The sequence below is a fragment of the Mycolicibacterium phocaicum genome, assembly GCF_010731115.1.
In the GTDB taxonomy this organism is placed as follows: Bacteria; Actinomycetota; Actinomycetes; order Mycobacteriales; family Mycobacteriaceae; genus Mycobacterium; species Mycobacterium phocaicum.
Genome location: NZ_AP022616.1, coordinates 2348364 through 2367432, shown reverse-complemented (window position 1 = coordinate 2367432; position 19069 = coordinate 2348364). Strand labels below are relative to the sequence as shown.

Here is a 19069-nt window from a genome sequence, read left to right as displayed (position 1 = left end):
GTGTCAGCTCGACGCGGCCAACCGTTCCAAGGCGTTGCGCACCCGGACCGGGTCGGTGGTCGACCAGTAGGGCGGCAGCGATGACTGCAGGAAGCCGCCGTAGCGGGCCGTCGCCATCCGGGAATCGAGGATTGCGATGACGCCGCGGTCGTTGACGCTGCGGAGCAGTCGTCCGGCGCCCTGCGCCAACAACAACGCTGCATGCGATGCGGCCACCGCCATGAACCCGTTGCCGCCGCGGGCCGCGATGGCGCGCTGACGCGCGGTCAGCAGCGGATCGTCGGGGCGGGGGAACGGGATGCGGTCGATGATCACCAGCGACAACGACGGCCCTGGCACGTCGACGCCCTGCCACAGCGACAGCGTGCCGAACAGCGACGTCTCGGCGTCTTCGGTGAACTGCCGCACCAGTGTTGACGTGGAGTCGTCGCCCTGGCACAGCACCGGGGTGTCGAGCCGTTCGCGCATGATCTCGGCGGCGGCCTTGGCGGCCCGCATCGACGAGAACAGTCCGAGGGTGCGGCCGCCGGCGGCGGTGATCAGCTCGTAGATCTCGTCCATCTGTTCCGGTGCGGCGGCGTCGCGGCCAGGCGGCGGCAGGTGCTTGGCGACGTACAGGATGCCCGACTTGGCATGGGAGAAGGGCGATCCCACGTCCATGCCCTTCCACTTGGGCGGCGTCGCGGTGCTGTCTTCCGGAATCGACAACCCCCACGCCCGCGCCATCGACTCGAAGCGCCCACCGATGGTCAGCGTCGCCGACGTCAGGACTGCCGTCACCTCACCGAACAACCGCCCGCGCAGTAGCCCCGCCACCGACAACGGCGCGACCCGCAGGATGTGACGCACCGAGCCCCGTGACTCTTCGCGGTCCAGCCACACCACGTCGTAGCGGTCGGGGATGGCCGGGACGAACGAGTCGATGATGCGCGACGCGGTGTCGCTCAGGTCGGTCAGTGACGTAACGGCTTCGCTGCGGGCCGCTGCGGCGGTGGGGTCCGACGGTGCGGTGTCGATCGCCATCTTCACCTTGTCGGTCGAATCGCGGACCACGGTCAGGTAGGTGGCGAGCTCGTCGTCGAGCACGTCGATGCGGCCGGCTTCCATGTCGTGGATGGCCGACGACAGGGTCGCGATCGAGGCCTCGAGGCGTTCTGCCAGTTCAGGTTCCACCAACCGGGCGGCCCGTCGGTGCGCGACGGCCATGGAGGTGGCGGACAGCTCGCCGGTGGCGACGCTGGTCACGCGGTCCACCAGCTCGTGGGCCTCGTCGACCACCAGCAGCTGGTGCTCGGGCAGGACGTTGACCTCGGAGATGGCATCGATGGCCAGCAGCGCGTGGTTGGTCACGATGACATCGACGGCTCCGGCCTTGGCGCGAGCCTTCTCGGCGAAACAGTCTGTGCCGTAAGGGCATCGGGTGGCGCCGATGCACTCGCGCGCGCCCACGCTGACCTGTGACCAGGCCCGGTCCAGCACACCCGGCACCACCTCGTCGCGGTCACCGCTTTCGGTGTCCGACGACCATTCGATGAGTCGCTTGACGTCGCGGCCCAAAGCCGAGGCCGCGACGGGGTTGAACAGTTCCTCCTGAGGGAGGTCTTCCTCGGCCTGCGCGCCGCTGTGAACCTTGTTCAGGCACAGGTAATTTCCGCGGCCCTTGAGCAACGCGAACTCGGGACGCCGGGGCAGGTGCGGGGCGAGGGCATCGGCCAGGCGGGGCAGGTCGCGGTCCACCAGCTGGCGCTGCAGCGCGATGGTCGCCGTTGACACCACCACCGGCTGGTTCGATGCGACGGCGTGCGCGATGGACGGGACCAGGTACGCCAACGACTTGCCGGTGCCGGTCCCGGCCTGGACGGCCAGGTGCTCACCCTTGTCGAAGGCGTTGCCGACGGCCTTGGCCATCTCGATCTGGCCGCTGCGCTCGGCGCCGCCGAGGGCGGAGACCGCGATGGAAAGCAGTGCCGACACGTCCGTCGGATCGGTCTTTCGGCTCATGCACCCACCAGTCGGGTCGGGATGGCCGGCTCACCGCGGGAGAGCTTGAGTCCGTCCCACGGCAGGCTGTGCAGGCCGGCGGCGACGCGCGCGCGGGCGTCGGCCAGTGATGCGTCACAGATGACGGAACCCGAACGGACCAGCGGCACCGTCAGCACCCGGCCCTCATCCGAGGGGACCGAGTCTGCGGGGTGCACCACCTCTTCGACGATGGTTCCCGACTCCTTCGCCACGCGCAGTGCGGCCTTCCGGCCGCCGTGAGATTCCTTGTGGCTGCTGCGTTTTGCGACGGGCATGCCGTCGACCTCGACCAGTTTGTAGACCATGGACGCGGTCGGTGCGCCCGATCCGGTCACCAGCGACGTGCCGACGCCGTAGACATCGACGGGTGCGGCGGCGAGCCCGGAGATCGAGTACTCGTCGAGGTCGCCCGACACCACGATGCGGGTCTTGGTCGCACCCAACCCGTCGAGCTGGTCGCGCACCTGGCGGGCCATGACGCCCAGGTCGCCGGAGTCGATGCGGACCGCGCCGAGCTCGGGTCCGGCCACGGCGACGGCGTTGGCCACGCCCTGGGTGATGTCGTAGGTGTCCACCAGCAGCGTCGTCCCGACACCCAACGCGTCGACCTGCGCGCGGAACGCGGCCACCTCGTCAGGCCCGGACGCCGCGGTGTGCACCAGGGTGAACGCGTGCGCGCTGGTCCCCAGCGCCGGGACGCCGTACGTCCGCTGCGCCTCCAGGTTCGAGGTGCCGGTGAATCCGGCAATGTATGCCGCCCGCGCGGAGGCGACCGCCGCCTGCTCGTGCGTGCGCCGCGAGCCCATCTCGATCAGCGGCCGGCCCACAGCGGCGCTGACCATGCGGGCCGCAGCCGACGCGATGGCGGTGTCGTGATTGAAGATCGACAGCACGAGCGTTTCGAGGATGACGCACTCGGCGAAGGTGCCGTGGATCGAGAGCACCGGTGAATCGGGAAAGTAGAGCTCGCCCTCGGGGTAGCCGTCGATGTCGCCGCGGAACTCGTAGTCGGCCAGCCAGCGCAGCGTCTCGGCATCCAGGAAGTCCAGCGAGGCCAGCGCCGCATCGTCGAACCGGAAGTCGGCGAGCGCCGAGAGGAACCGTGCCGTCCCGGCGACCACCCCGTACCTGCGTCCGAAGGGCAGCCTCCTGGCAAACACCTCGAACGACGCGCGGCGGTGTGCCGTGCCGTCGCGCAGGGCAGCAGCGAGCATGGTGAGCTCGTATTTGTCGGTCAGCAACGCGGCGGTCACAGAGCTCACCGTACTGGTTCTACGACCGGCAACCACCCGGCTATTCTGGGCTCATGGTTCTGGGTGCCAGCTCGTCGACGGTAGTCGCGCGGACAAGCCCGGCGACGGATGTCGACGAGGTGGCTGCCCTCGACAGTCCCTGGGTGACCATCGTCTGGGACGACCCGGTGAATCTGATGACCTACGTGACGTACGTTTTCCAGAAGCTGTTCGGTTACAGCGAGGTGCGCGCCACCGAGCTGATGATGCAGGTGCACACCGAGGGCAAGGCCGTCGTCTCGGCGGGCAGCCGGGAGTCGATGGAAGTCGACGTCACCAAACTGCACGCAGCCGGACTGTGGGCAACCATGCAGCAGGACCACTGACCGGTGCGCAAGTGGAAGCGGGTCAACACGTCGTCGGGCGTGCGTATCAAGTCCGGGCTGGAGGCGCACGAGGTCACGATGCTGCGCAACCTGGTCGGCTCGCTGATCGAGATGCTCGACGATCGCGAATCCGCCTCACCGCGTGACGAACTCGCCGAACTGACCGGCATGAAGATCGGTCCGTCGCAGGCCCCCGACGACGACACCATGCGTCGGCTGCTGCCGGACTTTTACCACGATCCAGCCACGCATCCGGACGGCCGCGCCGCCGGCGAGAGCCTCAACGGCGCCCTGCGGAGCCTGCACGAGCCGACCATCGTCGACGCCAAACGGCAAGCCGCCCAAAGGCTTCTGGACACCCTGCCGGACCCGGCCGGAAAATTCGAGCTGACCGAGGAACAGGCCGAGGCCTGGGCGGCCGCGATCAACGACGTCCGGCTGGCTCTTGGCGCCATGCTTGACATCGGACCCGATGGGCCGCAACGACTTTCACCGGACCATCCGATGGCGGGGCATCTGGAGGTGTACCAGTGGCTGACGTATCTGCAGGAGTACCTGGTGCTGAGCCTGCTGGACGAGCGGTGACGGGCTCCATCACCGACGTCGCCGGCATCCTGGTCGGCAATCACCACCGCATCGAAGACGCAACCCTGGGCAGCGGCTGGGCCACCGGCACCACCGTCGTCCTGGCTCCGCCCGGGACCATCGGCGCGGTCGACGTCCGCGGGGGAGCGCCCGGCACCCGTGAGACCGACCTGCTCGACCCATCCAACAGCGTGCAGCACGTCGACGCGATCGTCCTCACCGGCGGTAGCGCGTACGGCCTCGCCGCGGCCGACGGCGTCATGACCTGGCTGGAGGAACACGACCGCGGCGTGAAGATGCCCGGCGGACGGGTGCCGATCGTTCCCGGTGCGGTGATCTTCGATCTGCCGGTGGGCGCATGGGCCAACCGGCCGACGGCCGAGTTCGGCTACCAGGCCGTCGACCATGCCGGCACCAAGGTGCCGACCGGCAACGTCGGCGCGGGCGCCGGTGCGCGGGCCGGCGCGCTCAAGGGCGGGCTCGGGACGGCGTCGGTGACGCTCGACAACGGCGTCACCGTCGGCGCGCTCGTCATCGTCAACGCGGCCGGCCACGTCGTCGACCCGCAGACCGGGCTGCCGTGGTCGGCCGACCAGATCGCCCGGTTCGGGCTGCAGGCGCCGCCGGTCGAACAGCTCGAGGCCTACCGCACCCGCGTGCAGGACCCGAAGCCGCTCAACACGACCATCGCCGTCGTCGCGACCGACGCCGCGCTCAGCCCGGCCGGCTGTAAGAAGGTGGCCGTCGCCGCGCACAACGGGCTGGCCCACACCATCCGTCCGGCGCACACCGCCGTCGACGGCGACACCGTCTTCGCGCTCGCGACCGGACAGGTTCACATCGAGCCGGATCCCGCGACGCCCGAGCAGATGAACCCCGAGACGCGGCTCATCTCCGAGATCGGCGCGGCCGCGGCCGACGCGCTCGCCACCGCTGTGATGGTCGGGGTGCTGGCCGCCGAGTCGATAGCCGACATTCCGACCTATCGCGACCTGCTGCCGGGAGCCTTCGCCTGAGGCTCTGCGCCGGTAGCCTGGGCACATGAGCTACGAGTTGTCGACGACTCCGCCGAAGCCGAAGCCGCCTGCGACGTGGAAGGTCGGCGGCGTCACGATCGTCAGCTTCGTCGCCCTGCTGTGGCTCATCGAAGGCTGGGATGCGCTGCACAACCAGGAGCTCAATCAGGACGGCATCCGGCCGCTGGAGACCGATGGGCTCTGGGGCATCTTGTGGGCGCCGCTGCTGCACGCCGATTGGGCGCACCTGATCGCGAACACCGGCCCGGCCCTCGTGCTCGGGTTCCTGGTGACGCTCGCCGGGATGGGGCGCTTCCTCGCGGCCACTCTGATCATCTGGATTCTTGGTGGCTTCGGGACGTGGCTCATCGGGAACATCGGCGCGCCGCGCGGCGTGGAGTCCGTGCACATCGGGGCGTCTGGCCTGATCTTCGGTTGGCTGACGTTCCTCATCGTGTTCGGGTTCTTCACTCGCCACGCCTGGCAGATTGTCGTCGGCATCGTCGTGCTGTTTGTCTACGGCGGTGTGCTGTGGGGCGCGCTGCCGGGCACATTCGGCGTGTCGTGGCAGGGCCATCTGTGCGGTGGCATCGCCGGCGTGCTTGCTGCGTATTTGCTGAGCAGTCCGGAAAGGGAAGCGCGCGATCGGCGTAAAGGTTCAGCACTGCCGTCGTTTCCGACCTAATTTGCTGAATTTGAAATTCGCCGCACGCCGCGATGACGGCCGCGTGATCGGTAACGCTTTCTGAAGCAATCGAGAAACTGGCCGCCCAAAGGTGCCGTCTTTTGGTCGTAGGACGTGTTGACGTGGCAAGCTAGGGGTGTGCGCCTCACCATTCTCGGTTGCTCCGGCAGCGTGGGTGGGCCGGATTCTCCGGCCTCGGGCTATCTGCTGACCGCTCCGGACACCACACCGATGGTTATCGACTTCGGTGGCGGGGTACTCGGCGCATTGCAGCGGCATGCTGATCCGGGCGCCGTAAATATATTGCTGTCACATCTGCATGCCGACCATTGTTTGGACTTGCCCGGGCTGTTTGTCTGGCGGCGGTACCACCCGAATCCTCCGGTCGGTCGCGCGTTGATGTTCGGTCCGGCGGCCACCTGGCACCGGCTCGGCGCGGCGTCGTCGCCTGAGGGCGGCGAGATCGACGACATCACCGACATCTTCGACATCAAGGTCTGGGTTGACGGTCAGGACGTCGAGATCGGCGCGCTGACCGTGACGCCGCGACTGGTGTGTCACCCGACCGAGTCGTACGGCATGCGGTTCACCGATCCGTCCGGCGCGACGCTCGTCTACTCGGCTGACACCGGCTATTGCGACGCGTTGATCGATCTCGCTCGCGGTGCCGACGTGTTCCTGTGCGAGGCGTCGTGGACCGACTCGCCGGACCGTCCGCCGAAGCTGCACCTGTCCGGTGCCGAGGCCGGCCGCGCCGCCCGCGAGGCCGGGGTGAAGGAACTGCTGCTGACGCACATCCCGCCGTGGACGTCCCGTGAGGATGTCATCAGCGAGGCCAAGGCCGAGTTCGACGGACCCGTGCACGGCGTCGTGTGCAACGAGTCGTTCGACATCACCCGCCGGTAAGACTTGGGCAAGTCGGGGCCCCGCTTTCGGCGGCACTGCCCTTTCAACCCGTCGCTCCGCTCGCCCCGATAGGGTTGTCGGGTGTCCAGACGTGAAGACGGTCGCCTTGACGACGAGCTCCGCCCGGTAAAGATCACCCGAGGATTCACCAAGCACCCGGCAGGGTCGGTATTGGTGGAGTTCGGCGAGACGCGGGTCATGTGCACGGCCTCGGTCTCCGAGGGCGTGCCGCGCTGGCGCAAGGGTTCCGGATTGGGCTGGCTGACCGCTGAATACGCGATGCTGCCGGCCGCGACGCATGACCGCTCTGATCGTGAGTCGGTGAAGGGCCGCGTCGGCGGGCGGACCCAGGAGATCAGCCGGTTGATCGGCCGCTCGCTGCGCGCGTGCATCGACCTCAGCGCGCTGGGTGAGAACACCATCGCCATCGACTGCGATGTGCTGCAGGCCGACGGCGGTACCCGCACCGCGGCGATCACGGGCGCGTATGTGGCGTTGTCCGACGCCGTCACCTACCTCGCTGCCGCCGGACGGTTGAAGGATCCGCGGCCGCTGTCGTGCGCCATCGCCGCCGTGTCGGTCGGTGTGGTCGACGGCCGGGTCCGCACGGACCTGCCCTACACCGAGGACTCGCGCGCCGAGGTCGACATGAATGTTGTCGCCACCGACACCGGGACTTTGGTCGAGGTGCAGGGCACCGGCGAGGGCGCGACGTTCCCGCGCTCGACGCTGGACAAGCTTTTGGACGCGGCTTTGGCTGCCTGCGATCAGTTGTTCGCATTGCAGCGCGAGGCTTTGGAGCTGCCGTACCCGGGCGTGCTGCCGGAGTCTGCTACGCCGGCCAAGAAGGCGTTTGGTGCCTGAGCTGCTCGTCGCTTCGCGCAATGCGAAGAAGCTTCTGGAGTTGCAGCGGGTGTTGGACGCTGCCGGGGTCGTCGGCCTGACGTTGTTGTCGTTGGCTGACGTGCCCGAGTATCCGGAGGCGCCCGAGACTGGGGCGACGTTTGAAGAGAACGCGTTGGCCAAGGCTAGTGACGGGTTTAAGGCCACCGGAATCCCTTGTGTCGCAGATGATTCCGGGGTGTCGGTCGACGCGTTGAACGGCATGCCGGGCGTGCTGTCAGCCCGGTGGGCTGGGCGGCACGGGGATGATCAGGCGAACTTGTCGCTGCTGTTGGGCCAGCTCGAGGATGTGCCGGATTCGCGTCGCGGGGCGGCGTTCGTGTCGTGCTGCGCGTTGGTGTCGGCTGCGGGTTCTGTTGTGGTGCGCGGAGAGTGGCCCGGTGTCATTGCACGGGAGCCGCGAGGTTCGGGTGGATTTGGGTATGACCCAGTGTTCGTCCCTGCCGGCGGTTCTCGGTCTGCTGCTGAGCTGAGTGCGGCTGAGAAGGACGCAGCGTCGCACCGCGGGCGGGCGTTGGCGCAGCTGGTGCCGGCGCTGCGGGAGTTGGCTGGTTCCTGAGGACGGCCTCGCTGTCAGGCGCTTTTAACATCTGTCACTTCAGTCACTGGCTGTCTGTGCCCACACGACTTCGGAACCCGGTATCGCCGACGGTATCACTTTGCGAACGCACGTGCGTTGGCTCGTTATTCGGGTGACGGCACGCGACCTGGTTGCCGTGATGTTGCGTCGGTCAGGTAGCCGTCGAGGAAATCGTGCAGCGCTGGCGCGAGGTGCGCGACGCCGGAATCGTTGAGCTTGGCCAGCAGGATGATGCCCTGATATTGCGCCAGTAGCGCGTGGGCGAGCTGTTCGGGATCGGTGCCCGGGCGCAGGGTTCCGTCGGCCAGGGCTTCCTGGCAGATGAGCGCCATGTGGTGCTGCATGGCGGCGAGGGTGCGTGCGAGGTGTTTGCGCAGATCGTCGTCGGTGGTGGAGAGTTCGGCGGCGAAGTTGCCGAAGGGGCAGCCCACCGCGCGCCCGAATTGGGCTTCGAGGGTGGACTGGATGGTGCCGATGGCATCGGGAACCGCGTGCAGTTTTTCGGCCGGTGTAGCAGTGGGGGAGCCGGTCAGCTGACGCTGAAACGCCTTGGCGTGCAAGTCGATAACGGCCTTGCCGAGTTCTGATTTCGACGGGAAGTAGTGGTAGAAGCTGCCCTTCTTGATGTCGGTCGCGCGGCAGAGCTCCTCGACTCCGACGGCTTGGTAGCTGCGTTCGAGGAAGAGCCGGGCTGCGGTGGAGACCAGGCGTTCGCGGGCGTCTGAACTTCGGGGCACGTGTGAATCGTAAGTAATAGTTGACCGGTCGGTCAACTATGGCCTAACTTGACGACATGACTGCCACCACCACTGAGATTTTCCGCACCCCGGACGAGCGCTTCGCGAATCTGCCGGGTTATGACTTCGCCCCCAACTACGTCGATATCGACGGGTTGCGGCTGCACTACCTCGACGAGGGCCCGCGCGACGGCAAGCCCATCGTGTGTTTCCACGGCGAGCCGACGTGGGCGTTCCTGTACCGCAAGATGATCGTCCCGTTGGTCGAGGCCGGGCACCGCGTGATCGTGCCGGACTATGCGGGCTTCGGCCGCTCGGACAAGCCCACCGACCGGCGCTGGTACAGCTACGACCGGCACGTCGACCTCGTCACCCGACTGCTGGGCGGCTTGGATCTGCAGGACGCCACCGCCATCGTGCAGGACTGGGGTGGGCCGATCGGCTTGCGCTGGGCCACGGAGAATGCGGATCAGGTTGGCGCACTGGCGATTTTCAACACCGGGCTGTTCACCGGCCGGGTGTCCAAGGGCTTCATGGCGTGGCGTGATTTCGCGGAGGCCAACCCCGACCTACCCGTCGGCTTCGTGATCCAGGGCGCGACGACGACCGAGCTGTCGCCCGAGGTCGTCGCCGCCTACGACGCGCCGTTCCCGACCGCGGAGTCCAAGGCCGGCGCCGCACAGTTCCCGCTGTTGGTTCCGATCACCGACGACGCCCCGGGTGCAACGGAAATGCGCGCGGTCACCGACGTGCTATCGCGCTGGGAGAAGCCCACGCTCGTCGCGTTCTCCGACCAGGACCCCGTGTTCCCGTACCCGCGCGCGGGTGAGGCCTTCGTCGACCTGATCCCGACCGTCACCGAGCAGGTACGGATCGAAGGCGCGTCGCACTTCTTGCAGGAGGACAGGGGAGAGCAGCTGGCAGCCGAGGTCCTCAAGCACCTGGGCTGAGGCCGTCAGTTGCCGCCGTGATCGTAACGCCAGGGCGGGTTCCGGGCTCGATTTCCGCCTTGGCGTTACGCTCGCGGCCGCCGTGGCTCGTTTATCCACAGGGCTACGCCGACAGGCCTTGGTCAGCGGCCGACGAGTGGGCACACTGCCATCATGGGGGAGCCATTCATCGGCAGCGAGGCGTTGGCGCCGGGACACTGACGCGCCACCAATTGCGAACGAATTTCGTTGCCGTGCATCAAGACGTGTATGTGCCCCGGGGTACTCGCCCGAACGCGATCATTCGCGCGAAAGCGGCATGGCTGCGTTCCCGACGCACGGGTGTGCTCGCAGGCTTCTCGGCAGCCGCGCTCCACGGGGCTCGGTACATCGATTCGGCGTTGCCGGCCAACATCATTCACAGTAATCGCCGGCCCGCGCGCGGCATTGTGGTGTGGGCGGACACTTTGGATGGTGACGAGGTGTGCACGATCGGCGAGATGCGACTGACCACTCCATTGCGCACGGCCGTCGATCTGGCCCGCAGGTGCCGAGAAGACGTCGCGGTCGCCGCCATCGACGCGCTGGCACACGCGGCGCGCTTGACCGTCGCAGACATGCAGGCCGCGATCGAACGCCGTCCTGGGCAGCGAGGACTGAAACAAGCCAGGTTGACGATTGGGCTGGTCGATCCTGGCGCCGATTCGCCGGGTGAGACGCGGTTGCGGCTATTGATCGTGAAAGCGGGCTTCCCTCAGCCGGTAAGCCAGCACCCCATCTACAACGAATTCGGTGTGCTGATCGGCGTGGTTGATCTCGCTTGGCCGGGGCTGAAGGTCGCGGTCGAGTACGAGGGGCGGCACCACATGGACCCCGACCAGGTTCGCAAGGACATTGCGCGGATCGAAGAGATGATCGAGATGGGTTGGCTGGTCATTCGAGTTACCTCGCGCGATCCCAGCGGCGTCGTGCTGCGCAGGATCGCGTCTGCGAGGGCATCCCGTGGTGCGGTCGAGGGCGTGACGATCCGTCTCTCGCGCGACCTGAGTGACGCGGTATGGCCCAATGGGCTGCTGGCCTCGTGACGGCTGGTTCAGCGGACCCGCGACCGTAACGCCACGGCGGTTTCCGGCGCAGATTTCCGCCCTGTGGTTACAGTCGCGACCCGCCTCCAGTATGGATCAGGCGAGGTCGAAGCGCTTCTTCACATCTTCGGTGCGGAAGTGCTCGACGATGATGCCGACCAGCGGGACGGTGCCGGCGAACAGGACACCGATGGTCTGGCCGAGCGGCCAGCGGACCTTGACCGCCAGGTTGAACGTGCAGAGCAGGTAGGCGAAGTAGACCCAGCCGTGGACGATGCCGATCCAGTTCAAGCTGGCGTCGTTGAAGATGTAGTGCGCGACCAGTTCGTAGCAGAGGGCGATGAGCCAGAGACCGGTCGCCCAGGCCATCACGCGGTAGGCGGTCAGTGCCTTGCGGATGGTGTCTTTCGACAGGGTGGTCGGCTGCGACTCGGTCATGTGGTGGTCCTGTCCTGTTTGTCGTTCTCGGCCAGTTCGGCCAGGTAGGCGTTGTATCTCGCGGTGTCGGGGTCGATGGTGTCTTTGGCGGCCTTGGGGCGCTCAGGGAGCAGGCCCTCGGGGATTTCGGTGGGCTCATTGGCTGCTGGTGCGGCGGGGCCCTCGTCTTCGTAGCGGACGAACTTGTAGTAGCCGTAGAAGCAGAACGCGCCGAACATCGGCCACTGCAGGGCATAGCCCAGGTTCTGGAAGGTGCCGGCGCTGGACTGGAACCGCGACCACTGCCACCAGGCCAGGGCCATGCAGCCCAGGGCAGCGACGGTCACCAGCACGATGAGCGCCGGCCTCCTACGCCGTGTAGTGGACATAGGGCAACGGTACCGCGCGGGGGTTTGGGTTTGCGATTCATGCCTGCTAGGACGCCGGACGGTCGATGCATGGCCACGGCACTGGACGCGACTTCGGGCCGATGAATTCATCGAGGCGAGCGGTGTCTGCCTTGCGGTAGATCGAAACGTGCTTGCGCGCAGAACGCCGCCAGTGGATGCCGAGTTGGTCCAGCGCGCCGGTGAATAGATTGATGATGTCCTCGGACAGGTTGGTGAAGTGATAGCGGATGCTCATGACGCCTCGGTCGTTGGCGACAACGCGGCAGCCGTCGCTGTGGATGAGGCCGAGGACGAATTCTTCGGTGGCTTGGTCGACGAGGTTCTGCTGCCACGGTTCGAGTGCAATGACGCGACTGTGCTTCCTGCCCGGACCGTGCTGCGGGAAGAGGCAAGGCCAGTGTTTCGAGTGCATCGAGACATCTACGCAGCCCACCCTCCCCACGATTCCCGCCTGTTGACCGGGCATTACCGCTGCCATCGCTTCGCGGCAGCGTTGCACGATCGCGGGGTACTTCCTGTCGAGCGTGATTCGGAGCCGCCAGATCTTCCGGGCGCGTGAGATGTTGCCGTCGCCGAGGTAGAGACCGAGCAGGTAGGCGTAGGGTCCGGCCGGCAGCATGCCGAAATCGTGCAGAACCCCACAAGGCGACGAGCGATCCAGCTTCACAAGCTTCGTCGGTGGGCGTCGCCGCCAGTCGCGGACAGTCGTACGCGGGATACCCGTCTCGCGTGCGATGGCGCAGTCATTCATACCCGTCGCGATGAGGGATTGAACATGATCGAAGTCATCGAGGTTGCGCATCGGCCCTCCATCAAGCGTTGCTGCCAACTTATGACGGCCATCCGACAAGTTCTGGGCGGTGCTGTACCGCTATCCTCATAGGGTCGCGGGCGTGGCGAAATTGGCGATACGCGCGGGCTTTAGGTGCCCGTGTTCGAAAGAACGTGTGGGTTCGAGTCCCACCGCCCGCACTTTTTTCGTCGGTTACTGTGCGCTCTTTAGCCGCACCATCCGTGTCGTTGAGCTTTCGTCCAACTCCACCACGTCGGTGCGGGAGCGCAGGAAATCACTGAAAGACTTGAATCCCAAAGCCTTTTCGCTGAACGACGGATCCATGCGCTTCATCTGCGCCTTGACCGCGGAGTTGTGCAGCCATTCGACGTCGTCCTTCTCCAACCCGATCTGCAGCGCGCGGGTCAGGAGGGCGGTGGCGGAGGCCTGTGGGTCATGCGTCTCGGTTTCGGTCTTCGTGCCGCGACGGGTCCGTTTGGGCGGTTCGGCGGCGGGCTCGAGGACGGGCACGCCGGGCAGCGCGTCGTAGGTGACGAACTCGTCGCACGCCGCGGCAAGCGCCCGGCTCGATGACCCGGCCACCCCGATGCCCACCACATAGCGGCCGAGGCGTTTGCAGCGCTGGGCCAGCGGGATGTAGTCGGAGTCGCCGGCGGCGATCACGACGTGGGTGAGGTCGGGCAGCCGGAACATGTCCTCGACGGCGTCGACCGCCAGCCGGATATCGGCGCCGTTCTTGCCGTACGCCGCGGCGGGGAACAGCTGCACGAGGTCGACGGCGCGGCCGACGAGCTGCTGCCGGTAGCCCGCGTTGACGTCGGCGGACCAGTCCGCATACGCCCGGGTGAGCACCAAAGTGCCGAAGGACGAAGCGAAGTCGAGCACCGCGCCGACGTCGATGGTGGCCTGCGTGAGTTTGTCCGGTTCGAGACCCTTGGCCTTGTCCTTCTGAAACGAGTTGCGGCCGTGGACCTGGTCGTAGCGGGAGATGACGATGTTGTCGAAGTCGAGGTAGACCGCGACACGCGTCGCGGCGGTGTCCGTCATGGGCCCAGTGTGGTCTATCGGCGCGACGAATGACGCGGAACTCGCCACGCGCATGCGGGGGCGATGTGCATAACCTGTCGGGATGCTCACGGAATTGACCGCCCTCCCCGGCGGGTCGTACCGCATGGGATCGCATGACTTCTACCCGGAGGAAGCGCCGGTGCATGAGGTGACCGTCGCGCCGTTCTCGATCGAACGGCACCCGGTCACCATCGGTCAGTTCGCCGAATTCGTCGCGGACACCGGGTATGTCACCGTCGCCGAGCAGGAGCTGGACCCGGCTGCCTTCCCCGGCGTCCCCACTGATGAGCTCGTTCCCGGGGCGTTGGTGTTCCACCCCACGGCTGGCCCAGTCGATCTGCGTAATTGGCGGCAATGGTGGGCGTGGGTGCCCGGGGCAAGTTGGCAGCATCCGTTCGGGCCTGAGTCGTCGATCGCCGACCGCCTCGACCATCCGGTGGTGCAGGTCGCCTACCCGGACGCCGCGGCGTACGCGGCCTGGGCGGGCCGGCGGCTGCCCACCGAAGAGCAGTGGGAGTACGCCGCCCGCGCGGGCGCGACCACGGCCTACGCCTGGGGTGACGACGTTCGGCCGGACGGGCAGTTGATGGCCAACACCTGGCAGGGCCAGTTCCCGTATCACAACACCGGTGCGCTGGGCTGGGTGGGCACGACACCCGTCGGTCTGTTCCCGCCCAACGGTTTTGGCCTCGTCGACATGATCGGCAACGTGTGGGAGTGGACCACCACCCGGTACACGCCGCGGCACAGCGGCGCTCCGGAAGTATCCGGCTGCTGTCCGCCGCCCGGTGGGGATCCGTCGGTGATGCAGACGCTCAAGGGCGGTTCGCACCTGTGCGCGCCGGAGTACTGCCACCGTTACCGGCCGGCGGCGCGGTCGTCGCAGTCGCAGGACAGCGCGACATCGCACATCGGCTTCCGGTGTATCGCCGATTGAGGTGGCGAAAGCGGCGGCCAAACGCCGCCGCATAGTCCCTGGCCTAGGGCTTTACCTGAGATCAGGTGGCGTAACACGCTACGTATCGCCACCCGTGGTCATCGGTGGCACAGTGAGGTCATGACCCGCCGCCCGCACATCCCGCCGAAGGACTTTCCCCGTCCTGCGGCCCGGGAGTATGCGGGCACCCGCGCCGACGCGGCCCGGTGGGCGCGCGACGTGCTGCGTGGCCAGATCCTCGACGGCGTGTACGGCGGCCTGGCCGCAGCGCGCCTACTGCTGCCACCGGAGAACGAGCTGGCCGCCGAATTGGGCGTGAGCCGCAACGCAATTCGTGAGGCGCTGGAGCTCCTGCGCGGCGAGGGACTGATCACCCGGGTGCAGGGCGCCGGGACGTTCGTCACGGGCGCGAAGCTCAGCCAGCGGATCGACCGATTGGAAGGTCTCGCCGAATCGCTTGCCGGGCATCAACTTCCGGTGGAGAACACCGTGATGTCGGCGCGTGAGTCGGTCGCCTCCCCGTTCGTCGCGGCGAAACTCCAAGTGCCCGAAGGCGCGCCGATACTCTTCATCGAGCGCCTGCGGTCGGTGGGCGGGGTGCCGCTGTCCCTGGACACCACGTCGTTGCGGATCGGGGCCATCCCGGTCGACGCCAACCTGGCCGACCAGGACGTCTTCTCGCTGATCGAGACCGAACTCGGGATGCGCCTGGGGTGGGCCGAGATCACCGTCGAATCGGTCTCAGCTGATGCCGACACTGCCAAGCTCCTGCAAATCCGTCCCGGCGCACCGCTTTTGCTGCTGCACCGGCTGACCCACCTCGAAGACGGCACCCCCTTCGACCTCGAGACGGTGCGCTACCGCGGCGACCGCTGTTCGTTGATCACCACCGCCGCACGAGACTCCGCGCCGCCGCCACCGTAGCCGGCACTTCAGCAGTCAATCACCCAATCCCCTTACCGATTAACACAATCGATAGAGAGGTAGTACAACCATGCCCGAACAACCCAACATCGTCTATTTTCACGTCGACAATCTCGGCATGGGGGAGCTCGGCTGTTACGGCGGCGGCATCCTGCGCGGGGCCGACACGGTCCGCATGGACGCCTTCGCCGCCGAATCGCTGAAGCTGTCGCACTTCGTCGTCGAACCGCAGTGCACCCCCACCCGCTCGGCTCTGATGACCGGGCGCTACCCGATCCGGTCCGGCAACCACACCATCGCGCTCGGCGGCAACGGCGGCGGCATCGTGGCGTGGGAACGCACCATGGGCGACATCCTGTCCGAAGCCGGCTACGCCACAGCGTGTTTCGGCAAGTGGCACATCGGCGCCGAGGACGGCCGCTGGCCGACCGACCACGGTTTTGACGAGTGGTACGGCCCGGCCCGCACCTACGACGAGTGCCTGTGGCCCGACGATCCCTGGTACAAGGCCGAGCGCGACGGCTACTCCTACATGTACGACGGCACCAAAGAAGGCGGTGTCAAGACCACCGACCAGCAGCTGACCGTGAAGCTCAAGGGTGAGGTGGACGGCGAATACGACCGTCGGGCAAAGGCTTTCATGAAGCGCAGCGTGGACGCGGGAAAGCCGTTCTACCTCTACCACAATCACTCGCTGATGCACTTCCCGATGGAGGTACGCCCGGAGTTCAAGGGCAAGAGCACCAATGGCAACTGGGGTGACTCGCTGCTGATGCTCGACCACGACTTCGGCAGCATCCTCGACTACCTGACCGAGCTGGGCATCGAGGACAACACCATCGTGATCATGGCCGGGGACAACGGTGCCGAGGACCATCTGGCCGGCCGGGGTACCGCGGGCTTCTTCGACGGCTCGTACTTCAGCTCGGCCGAGGGCGGCATCCGGACGCCGTGCCTGATCCGCTGGCCCGGTCATGTGCCGGTGCGGGAGAGCAACGAGATGGTGCACGTCACCGACATGTTCCCGACCTTGCTGCGCTGGGTGGGCTGCGACGTGCCTGACGACCGGATCATCGACGGCATCGATCAGCGTGAATTCTTCGGTGGGGCAGAGGAATCCAAGCGCGAAGGCTGCATGGTCTGGCTCAATGAGGAGCTGCATGCGGTGAAGTGGTCGCAGTTCAAGATCAACTTCAAGCGTCAGCAGCACTTCCATGACCCGGAAATTCCACTCGGCTTCGCCCGCATCACCAACCTCCTCGAGGACCCGAAGGAACGCGAGGCCGTCAACCAGACGTGGGTGCGGTGGTGGGTGATGCAACACGCCTACCGGTTCATCCAGGAGTTCGACGCCAGCGTCGAGACCGAACAACTCATCCCGGCCGGGGCGCCCATCGATTTCGTCCCCGCACGGAACCAGTAACACCAGCGGAGCACGGCCCCTGCACATCGGGGGCCGTGCTCGACTGTGAGAGGAGTGCAGCCGTGTCCAGCTATGGCGCCCAATCGATCACGATTCTCGAAGGACTCGACGTCGTCCGGAAGCGTCCGGGTATGTACATCGGGTCGACCAGCGAGCGCGGCCTGCACCACATGGTGTGGGAGGTGGTCGACAACGGCGTCGACGAGGCCATGGCCGGCCACGCCAGCCGCGTCGACGTCACGCTGCTGGTCGACGGCGGCGTCGAGGTCAGCGATGACGGTCGCGGTATCCCGGTTGCCATGCACGCCACAGGGATTCCGACCGTCGACGTGGTGATGACCCAGCTGCACGCGGGCGGCAAGTTCGACGGAGAGTCCTACCAGGTGTCGGGCGGCCTGCACGGCGTCGGCGTCTCGGTGGTCAACGCGTTGTCGACGCGGCTCGAGGTGTGCATCCACCGGGATGGGTACGAATGGTTCCAGCACTACAACCGCTCGGTGCCCGGCACCCTGCAGAAGGGGCCGCCGTCCACCCGGACCGGCACCACCGTCCGATTCTGTTCGGACCCAGAGATATTCGAGACCACCGAGTACAACGCCGAGACCATTGCGCGCCGGCTTCAGGAGATGGCATTCCTGAGCAAGGGGCTGGTGCTGTCGCTGACGGACCACCGCCAACCCGGCGCGGAGACCCGCGTCTTCCATCACCCTGGCGGGTTGATCGACTACGTCCGCCACATCAACCGCGTGAAAGAGCCCATTCAGCCGAGCATCATCGCGTTCGACGGCACGGGGGCCGGCTGTGAGGTCGAGATCGCAATGCAGTGGAACGCCGGGTACTCGGAGTCGGTGCACACCTTTGCGAACACCATCAACACGCATGAGGGCGGTACTCATGAGGAGGGCTTCCGCGCGGCGCTGACTGGCGTGGTGAACCGGTATGCCAAAGACAAGAAGCTGCTCAAGGACAAAGACCCGAACCTCACCGGTGACGACATCCGGGAGGGGTTGGCCGCGATCATCTCCGTGAAAGTGGCTGAGCCGCAATTCGAAGGGCAGACCAAGACGAAGCTCGGGAACGCGGCCATCCGCTCGTTCGTGCAGAAGGTCTGCCATGAGGAGCTGACGCACTGGTTCGAGGCGAATCCGGCGGAGGCGAAGGTCATCGTCACCAAGGTGGCATCCTCGGCGCAGGCTCGGGTGGCTGCGCGTAAGGCGCGGGAGCTGGTGCGGCGCAAGAGCGCGACCGATATCGGTGGCCTGCCGGGCAAGCTGGCCGATTGCCGTTCCACCGACCCGAGCAAGTCGGAACTGTATGTGGTGGAGGGCGATTCGGCCGGTGGTTCGGCCAAGAGTGGCCGGGACTCGATGTTCCAGGCGATCCTGCCGCTGCGCGGCAAGATCATCAACGTCGAGAAGGCACGCATCGACCGCGTGCTGAAGAACAACGAAGTTCAGGCCATCATCACCGCGCTGGGCACCGGTATCCACGACGAGTTCGACATCTCGAAGCTGCGGTATCACAAGATCGTGCTGATGGCCGACGCCGACGTCGACGGCCAGCACATCTCGACGCTGCTGCTGACGCTGCTGTTCCGGTTCATGAAGCCGCTGGTGGAAAATGGCCACATCTTCCTGGCGCAGCCGCCGCTGTACAAGCTGAAATGGCAACGCAGCGAACCGGAATTCGCGTACTCCGACCGTCACCGCGACGCGCTCCTGGACGCGGGACTCGCAGCGGGAAAGCGGATCAACAAGGACGACGGCATCCAGCGCTACAAGGGTCTGGGGGAGATGGACGCCAAGGAACTGTGGGAGACCACCATGGACCCGTCGGTCCGGGTCCTCCGTCAGGTCACCCTCGACGATGCGGCCACAGCCGACGAACTGTTCTCGATCCTCATGGGTGAGGACGTCGAAGCGCGCCGGAGCTTTATCGTGCGCAACGCCAGGGACATTCGTTTTCTGGACGTCTGATCAGAGGTACCCGTCTGAGGTGGTCGACACGACTTCGGAACCCGATATCACCGGC

The 19069-nt window shown here is 66.5% G+C and carries 20 protein-coding genes and 1 tRNA gene; 14 read left to right on the top strand and 7 right to left on the bottom strand.

The annotated features are described in order from the left end of the window. Positions 1–3: 3 nt before the first annotated feature. Positions 4–2001 carry an ATP-dependent DNA helicase gene (locus G6N46_RS11320; protein WP_138248233.1) on the bottom strand — a complete coding sequence of 666 codons (1998 nt, stop codon included), beginning with the start codon at positions 1999–2001 and terminating at the stop codon, positions 4–6. Then, a complete protein-coding gene (locus G6N46_RS11315) occupies positions 1998–3275 on the bottom strand; it encodes a nicotinate phosphoribosyltransferase (RefSeq protein WP_234880563.1) in 1278 nt (425 codons plus the stop codon). The genes G6N46_RS11320 and G6N46_RS11315 overlap by 4 nt, the downstream gene beginning before the upstream one ends. Positions 3276–3328: 53 nt before the next feature. Between G6N46_RS11315 and clpS the strand changes: the two genes are divergently transcribed. The 7 genes from clpS to rdgB all read left to right on the top strand — a co-directional run bounded on the left by clpS (position 3329) and on the right by rdgB (position 8294). Continuing rightward, a complete protein-coding gene (gene clpS / locus G6N46_RS11310) occupies positions 3329–3640 on the top strand; it encodes an ATP-dependent Clp protease adapter ClpS (RefSeq protein ID WP_174814042.1) in 312 nt (103 codons plus the stop codon). 3 nt (positions 3641–3643) lie between these two features. Continuing rightward, positions 3644–4225: an oxidative stress transcriptional regulator AosR gene (aosR, locus tag G6N46_RS11305; protein WP_138248235.1), complete on the top strand. Its 582-nt coding sequence runs from the start codon at positions 3644–3646 to the stop codon at positions 4223–4225. Beyond that, on the top strand, positions 4222–5241 hold the full coding sequence (locus G6N46_RS11300; protein WP_138248236.1) for a P1 family peptidase: 1020 nt from the start codon (positions 4222–4224) through the stop codon (positions 5239–5241). The genes aosR and G6N46_RS11300 overlap by 4 nt, the downstream gene beginning before the upstream one ends. A 25-nt stretch (positions 5242–5266) precedes the next feature. After that, positions 5267–5926, top strand: coding sequence for a rhomboid family intramembrane serine protease (locus G6N46_RS11295; protein WP_138248237.1), 660 nt, complete (start codon positions 5267–5269; stop codon positions 5924–5926). A gap of 138 nt (positions 5927–6064) precedes the next feature. Beyond that, positions 6065–6832 carry a cyclic nucleotide-degrading phosphodiesterase gene (locus G6N46_RS11290; protein ID WP_138248238.1) on the top strand — a complete coding sequence of 256 codons (768 nt, stop codon included), beginning with the start codon at positions 6065–6067 and terminating at the stop codon, positions 6830–6832. A gap of 81 nt (positions 6833–6913) precedes the next feature. Further along, on the top strand, positions 6914–7696 hold the full coding sequence (rph, locus tag G6N46_RS11285; RefSeq protein ID WP_073695726.1) for a ribonuclease PH: 783 nt from the start codon (positions 6914–6916) through the stop codon (positions 7694–7696). Next, positions 7686–8294, top strand: a complete 609-nt coding sequence (gene rdgB, locus G6N46_RS11280) for an RdgB/HAM1 family non-canonical purine NTP pyrophosphatase (RefSeq protein ID WP_174814041.1) — start codon at positions 7686–7688, stop codon at positions 8292–8294. Before rph ends, rdgB begins: the two co-directional genes overlap by 11 nt. A gap of 125 nt (positions 8295–8419) precedes the next feature. Here rdgB and G6N46_RS11275 read toward each other — a convergent pair whose 3' ends face one another. Continuing rightward, positions 8420–9052 carry a TetR/AcrR family transcriptional regulator gene (locus G6N46_RS11275; protein WP_073695728.1) on the bottom strand — a complete coding sequence of 211 codons (633 nt, stop codon included), beginning with the start codon at positions 9050–9052 and terminating at the stop codon, positions 8420–8422. 56 nt (positions 9053–9108) lie between these two features. Here G6N46_RS11275 and G6N46_RS11270 point away from each other — a divergent pair, with 56 nt between their 5' ends. Together G6N46_RS11270 and G6N46_RS11265 are read left to right on the top strand one after the other, a co-directional pair. Continuing rightward, complete coding sequence (locus G6N46_RS11270) at positions 9109–10002, top strand: haloalkane dehalogenase (protein ID WP_138248240.1); 894 nt, start codon at positions 9109–9111, stop codon at positions 10000–10002. 233 nt (positions 10003–10235) lie between these two features. Then, a complete protein-coding gene (locus G6N46_RS11265; protein WP_174814040.1) occupies positions 10236–11066 on the top strand; it encodes an endonuclease domain-containing protein in 831 nt (276 codons plus the stop codon). A gap of 96 nt (positions 11067–11162) precedes the next feature. Here G6N46_RS11265 and G6N46_RS11260 read toward each other — a convergent pair whose 3' ends face one another. The 3 genes from G6N46_RS11260 to G6N46_RS11250 are packed head-to-tail and all read right to left on the bottom strand — an operon-like array spanning position 11163 to position 12695. After that, the gene (locus tag G6N46_RS11260; protein ID WP_138248241.1) at positions 11163–11504 is read right to left on the bottom strand and encodes a DUF3817 domain-containing protein; all 342 of its coding nucleotides are present in this window, start codon (positions 11502–11504) and stop codon (positions 11163–11165) included. Continuing rightward, entirely contained in the window at positions 11501–11872 is a 372-nt protein-coding gene (locus G6N46_RS11255) for a hypothetical protein (RefSeq protein WP_138248242.1), read from the bottom strand. The genes G6N46_RS11260 and G6N46_RS11255 overlap by 4 nt, the downstream gene beginning before the upstream one ends. A 46-nt stretch (positions 11873–11918) precedes the next feature. Then, positions 11919–12695, bottom strand: a complete 777-nt coding sequence (locus tag G6N46_RS11250; RefSeq protein ID WP_138248243.1) for an LAGLIDADG family homing endonuclease — start codon at positions 12693–12695, stop codon at positions 11919–11921. Between the two features lie 85 nt (positions 12696–12780). Here G6N46_RS11250 and G6N46_RS11245 point away from each other — a divergent pair. Continuing rightward, a tRNA-Leu gene (locus tag G6N46_RS11245) sits at positions 12781–12865 on the top strand. 13 nt (positions 12866–12878) lie between these two features. Here G6N46_RS11245 and G6N46_RS11240 read toward each other — a convergent pair. Further along, positions 12879–13733, bottom strand: coding sequence for an NYN domain-containing protein (locus G6N46_RS11240; protein ID WP_138248244.1), 855 nt, complete (start codon positions 13731–13733; stop codon positions 12879–12881). Between the two features lie 82 nt (positions 13734–13815). Here G6N46_RS11240 and G6N46_RS11235 point away from each other — a divergent pair, with 82 nt between their 5' ends. The 4 genes from G6N46_RS11235 to gyrB all read left to right on the top strand — a co-directional run bounded on the left by G6N46_RS11235 (position 13816) and on the right by gyrB (position 19014). Then, positions 13816–14691 (top strand): formylglycine-generating enzyme family protein, encoded by an 876-nt coding sequence (locus G6N46_RS11235; RefSeq protein WP_138248245.1) that lies wholly within the window; start codon positions 13816–13818, stop codon positions 14689–14691. 219 nt (positions 14692–14910) lie between these two features. Further along, complete coding sequence (locus G6N46_RS11230; protein ID WP_138248294.1) at positions 14911–15615, top strand: GntR family transcriptional regulator; 705 nt, start codon at positions 14911–14913, stop codon at positions 15613–15615. Positions 15616–15685: 70 nt separating this feature from the next. Beyond that, on the top strand, positions 15686–17038 hold the full coding sequence (locus G6N46_RS11225) for an arylsulfatase (protein ID WP_138248246.1): 1353 nt from the start codon (positions 15686–15688) through the stop codon (positions 17036–17038). Between the two features lie 62 nt (positions 17039–17100). Next, on the top strand, positions 17101–19014 hold the full coding sequence (gene gyrB, locus G6N46_RS11220; protein ID WP_407665092.1) for a DNA topoisomerase (ATP-hydrolyzing) subunit B: 1914 nt from the start codon (positions 17101–17103) through the stop codon (positions 19012–19014). Positions 19015–19069: the final 55 nt, after the last annotated feature.

Excerpts from the sequence above, each read along its gene's own strand:
- G6N46_RS11320 (WP_138248233.1), bottom strand. The coding sequence starts at position 2,001 with ATGAGCCGAAAGACCGATCCGACGGACGTGTCGGCACTGCTTTCCATC.
- clpS (WP_174814042.1), top strand. The coding sequence starts at position 3,329 with ATGGTTCTGGGTGCCAGCTCGTCGACGGTAGTCGCGCGGACAAGCCCG.
- G6N46_RS11295 (WP_138248237.1), top strand. The coding sequence starts at position 5,267 with ATGAGCTACGAGTTGTCGACGACTCCGCCGAAGCCGAAGCCGCCTGCG.
- G6N46_RS11270 (WP_138248240.1), top strand. The coding sequence starts at position 9,109 with ATGACTGCCACCACCACTGAGATTTTCCGCACCCCGGACGAGCGCTTC.
- G6N46_RS11260 (WP_138248241.1), bottom strand. The coding sequence starts at position 11,504 with ATGACCGAGTCGCAGCCGACCACCCTGTCGAAAGACACCATCCGCAAG.
- G6N46_RS11255 (WP_138248242.1), bottom strand. The coding sequence starts at position 11,872 with ATGTCCACTACACGGCGTAGGAGGCCGGCGCTCATCGTGCTGGTGACC.
- G6N46_RS11250 (WP_138248243.1), bottom strand. The coding sequence starts at position 12,695 with ATGCGCAACCTCGATGACTTCGATCATGTTCAATCCCTCATCGCGACG.
- G6N46_RS11240 (WP_138248244.1), bottom strand. The coding sequence starts at position 13,733 with ATGACGGACACCGCCGCGACGCGTGTCGCGGTCTACCTCGACTTCGAC.
- G6N46_RS11235 (WP_138248245.1), top strand. The coding sequence starts at position 13,816 with ATGCTCACGGAATTGACCGCCCTCCCCGGCGGGTCGTACCGCATGGGA.
- G6N46_RS11225 (WP_138248246.1), top strand. The coding sequence starts at position 15,686 with ATGCCCGAACAACCCAACATCGTCTATTTTCACGTCGACAATCTCGGC.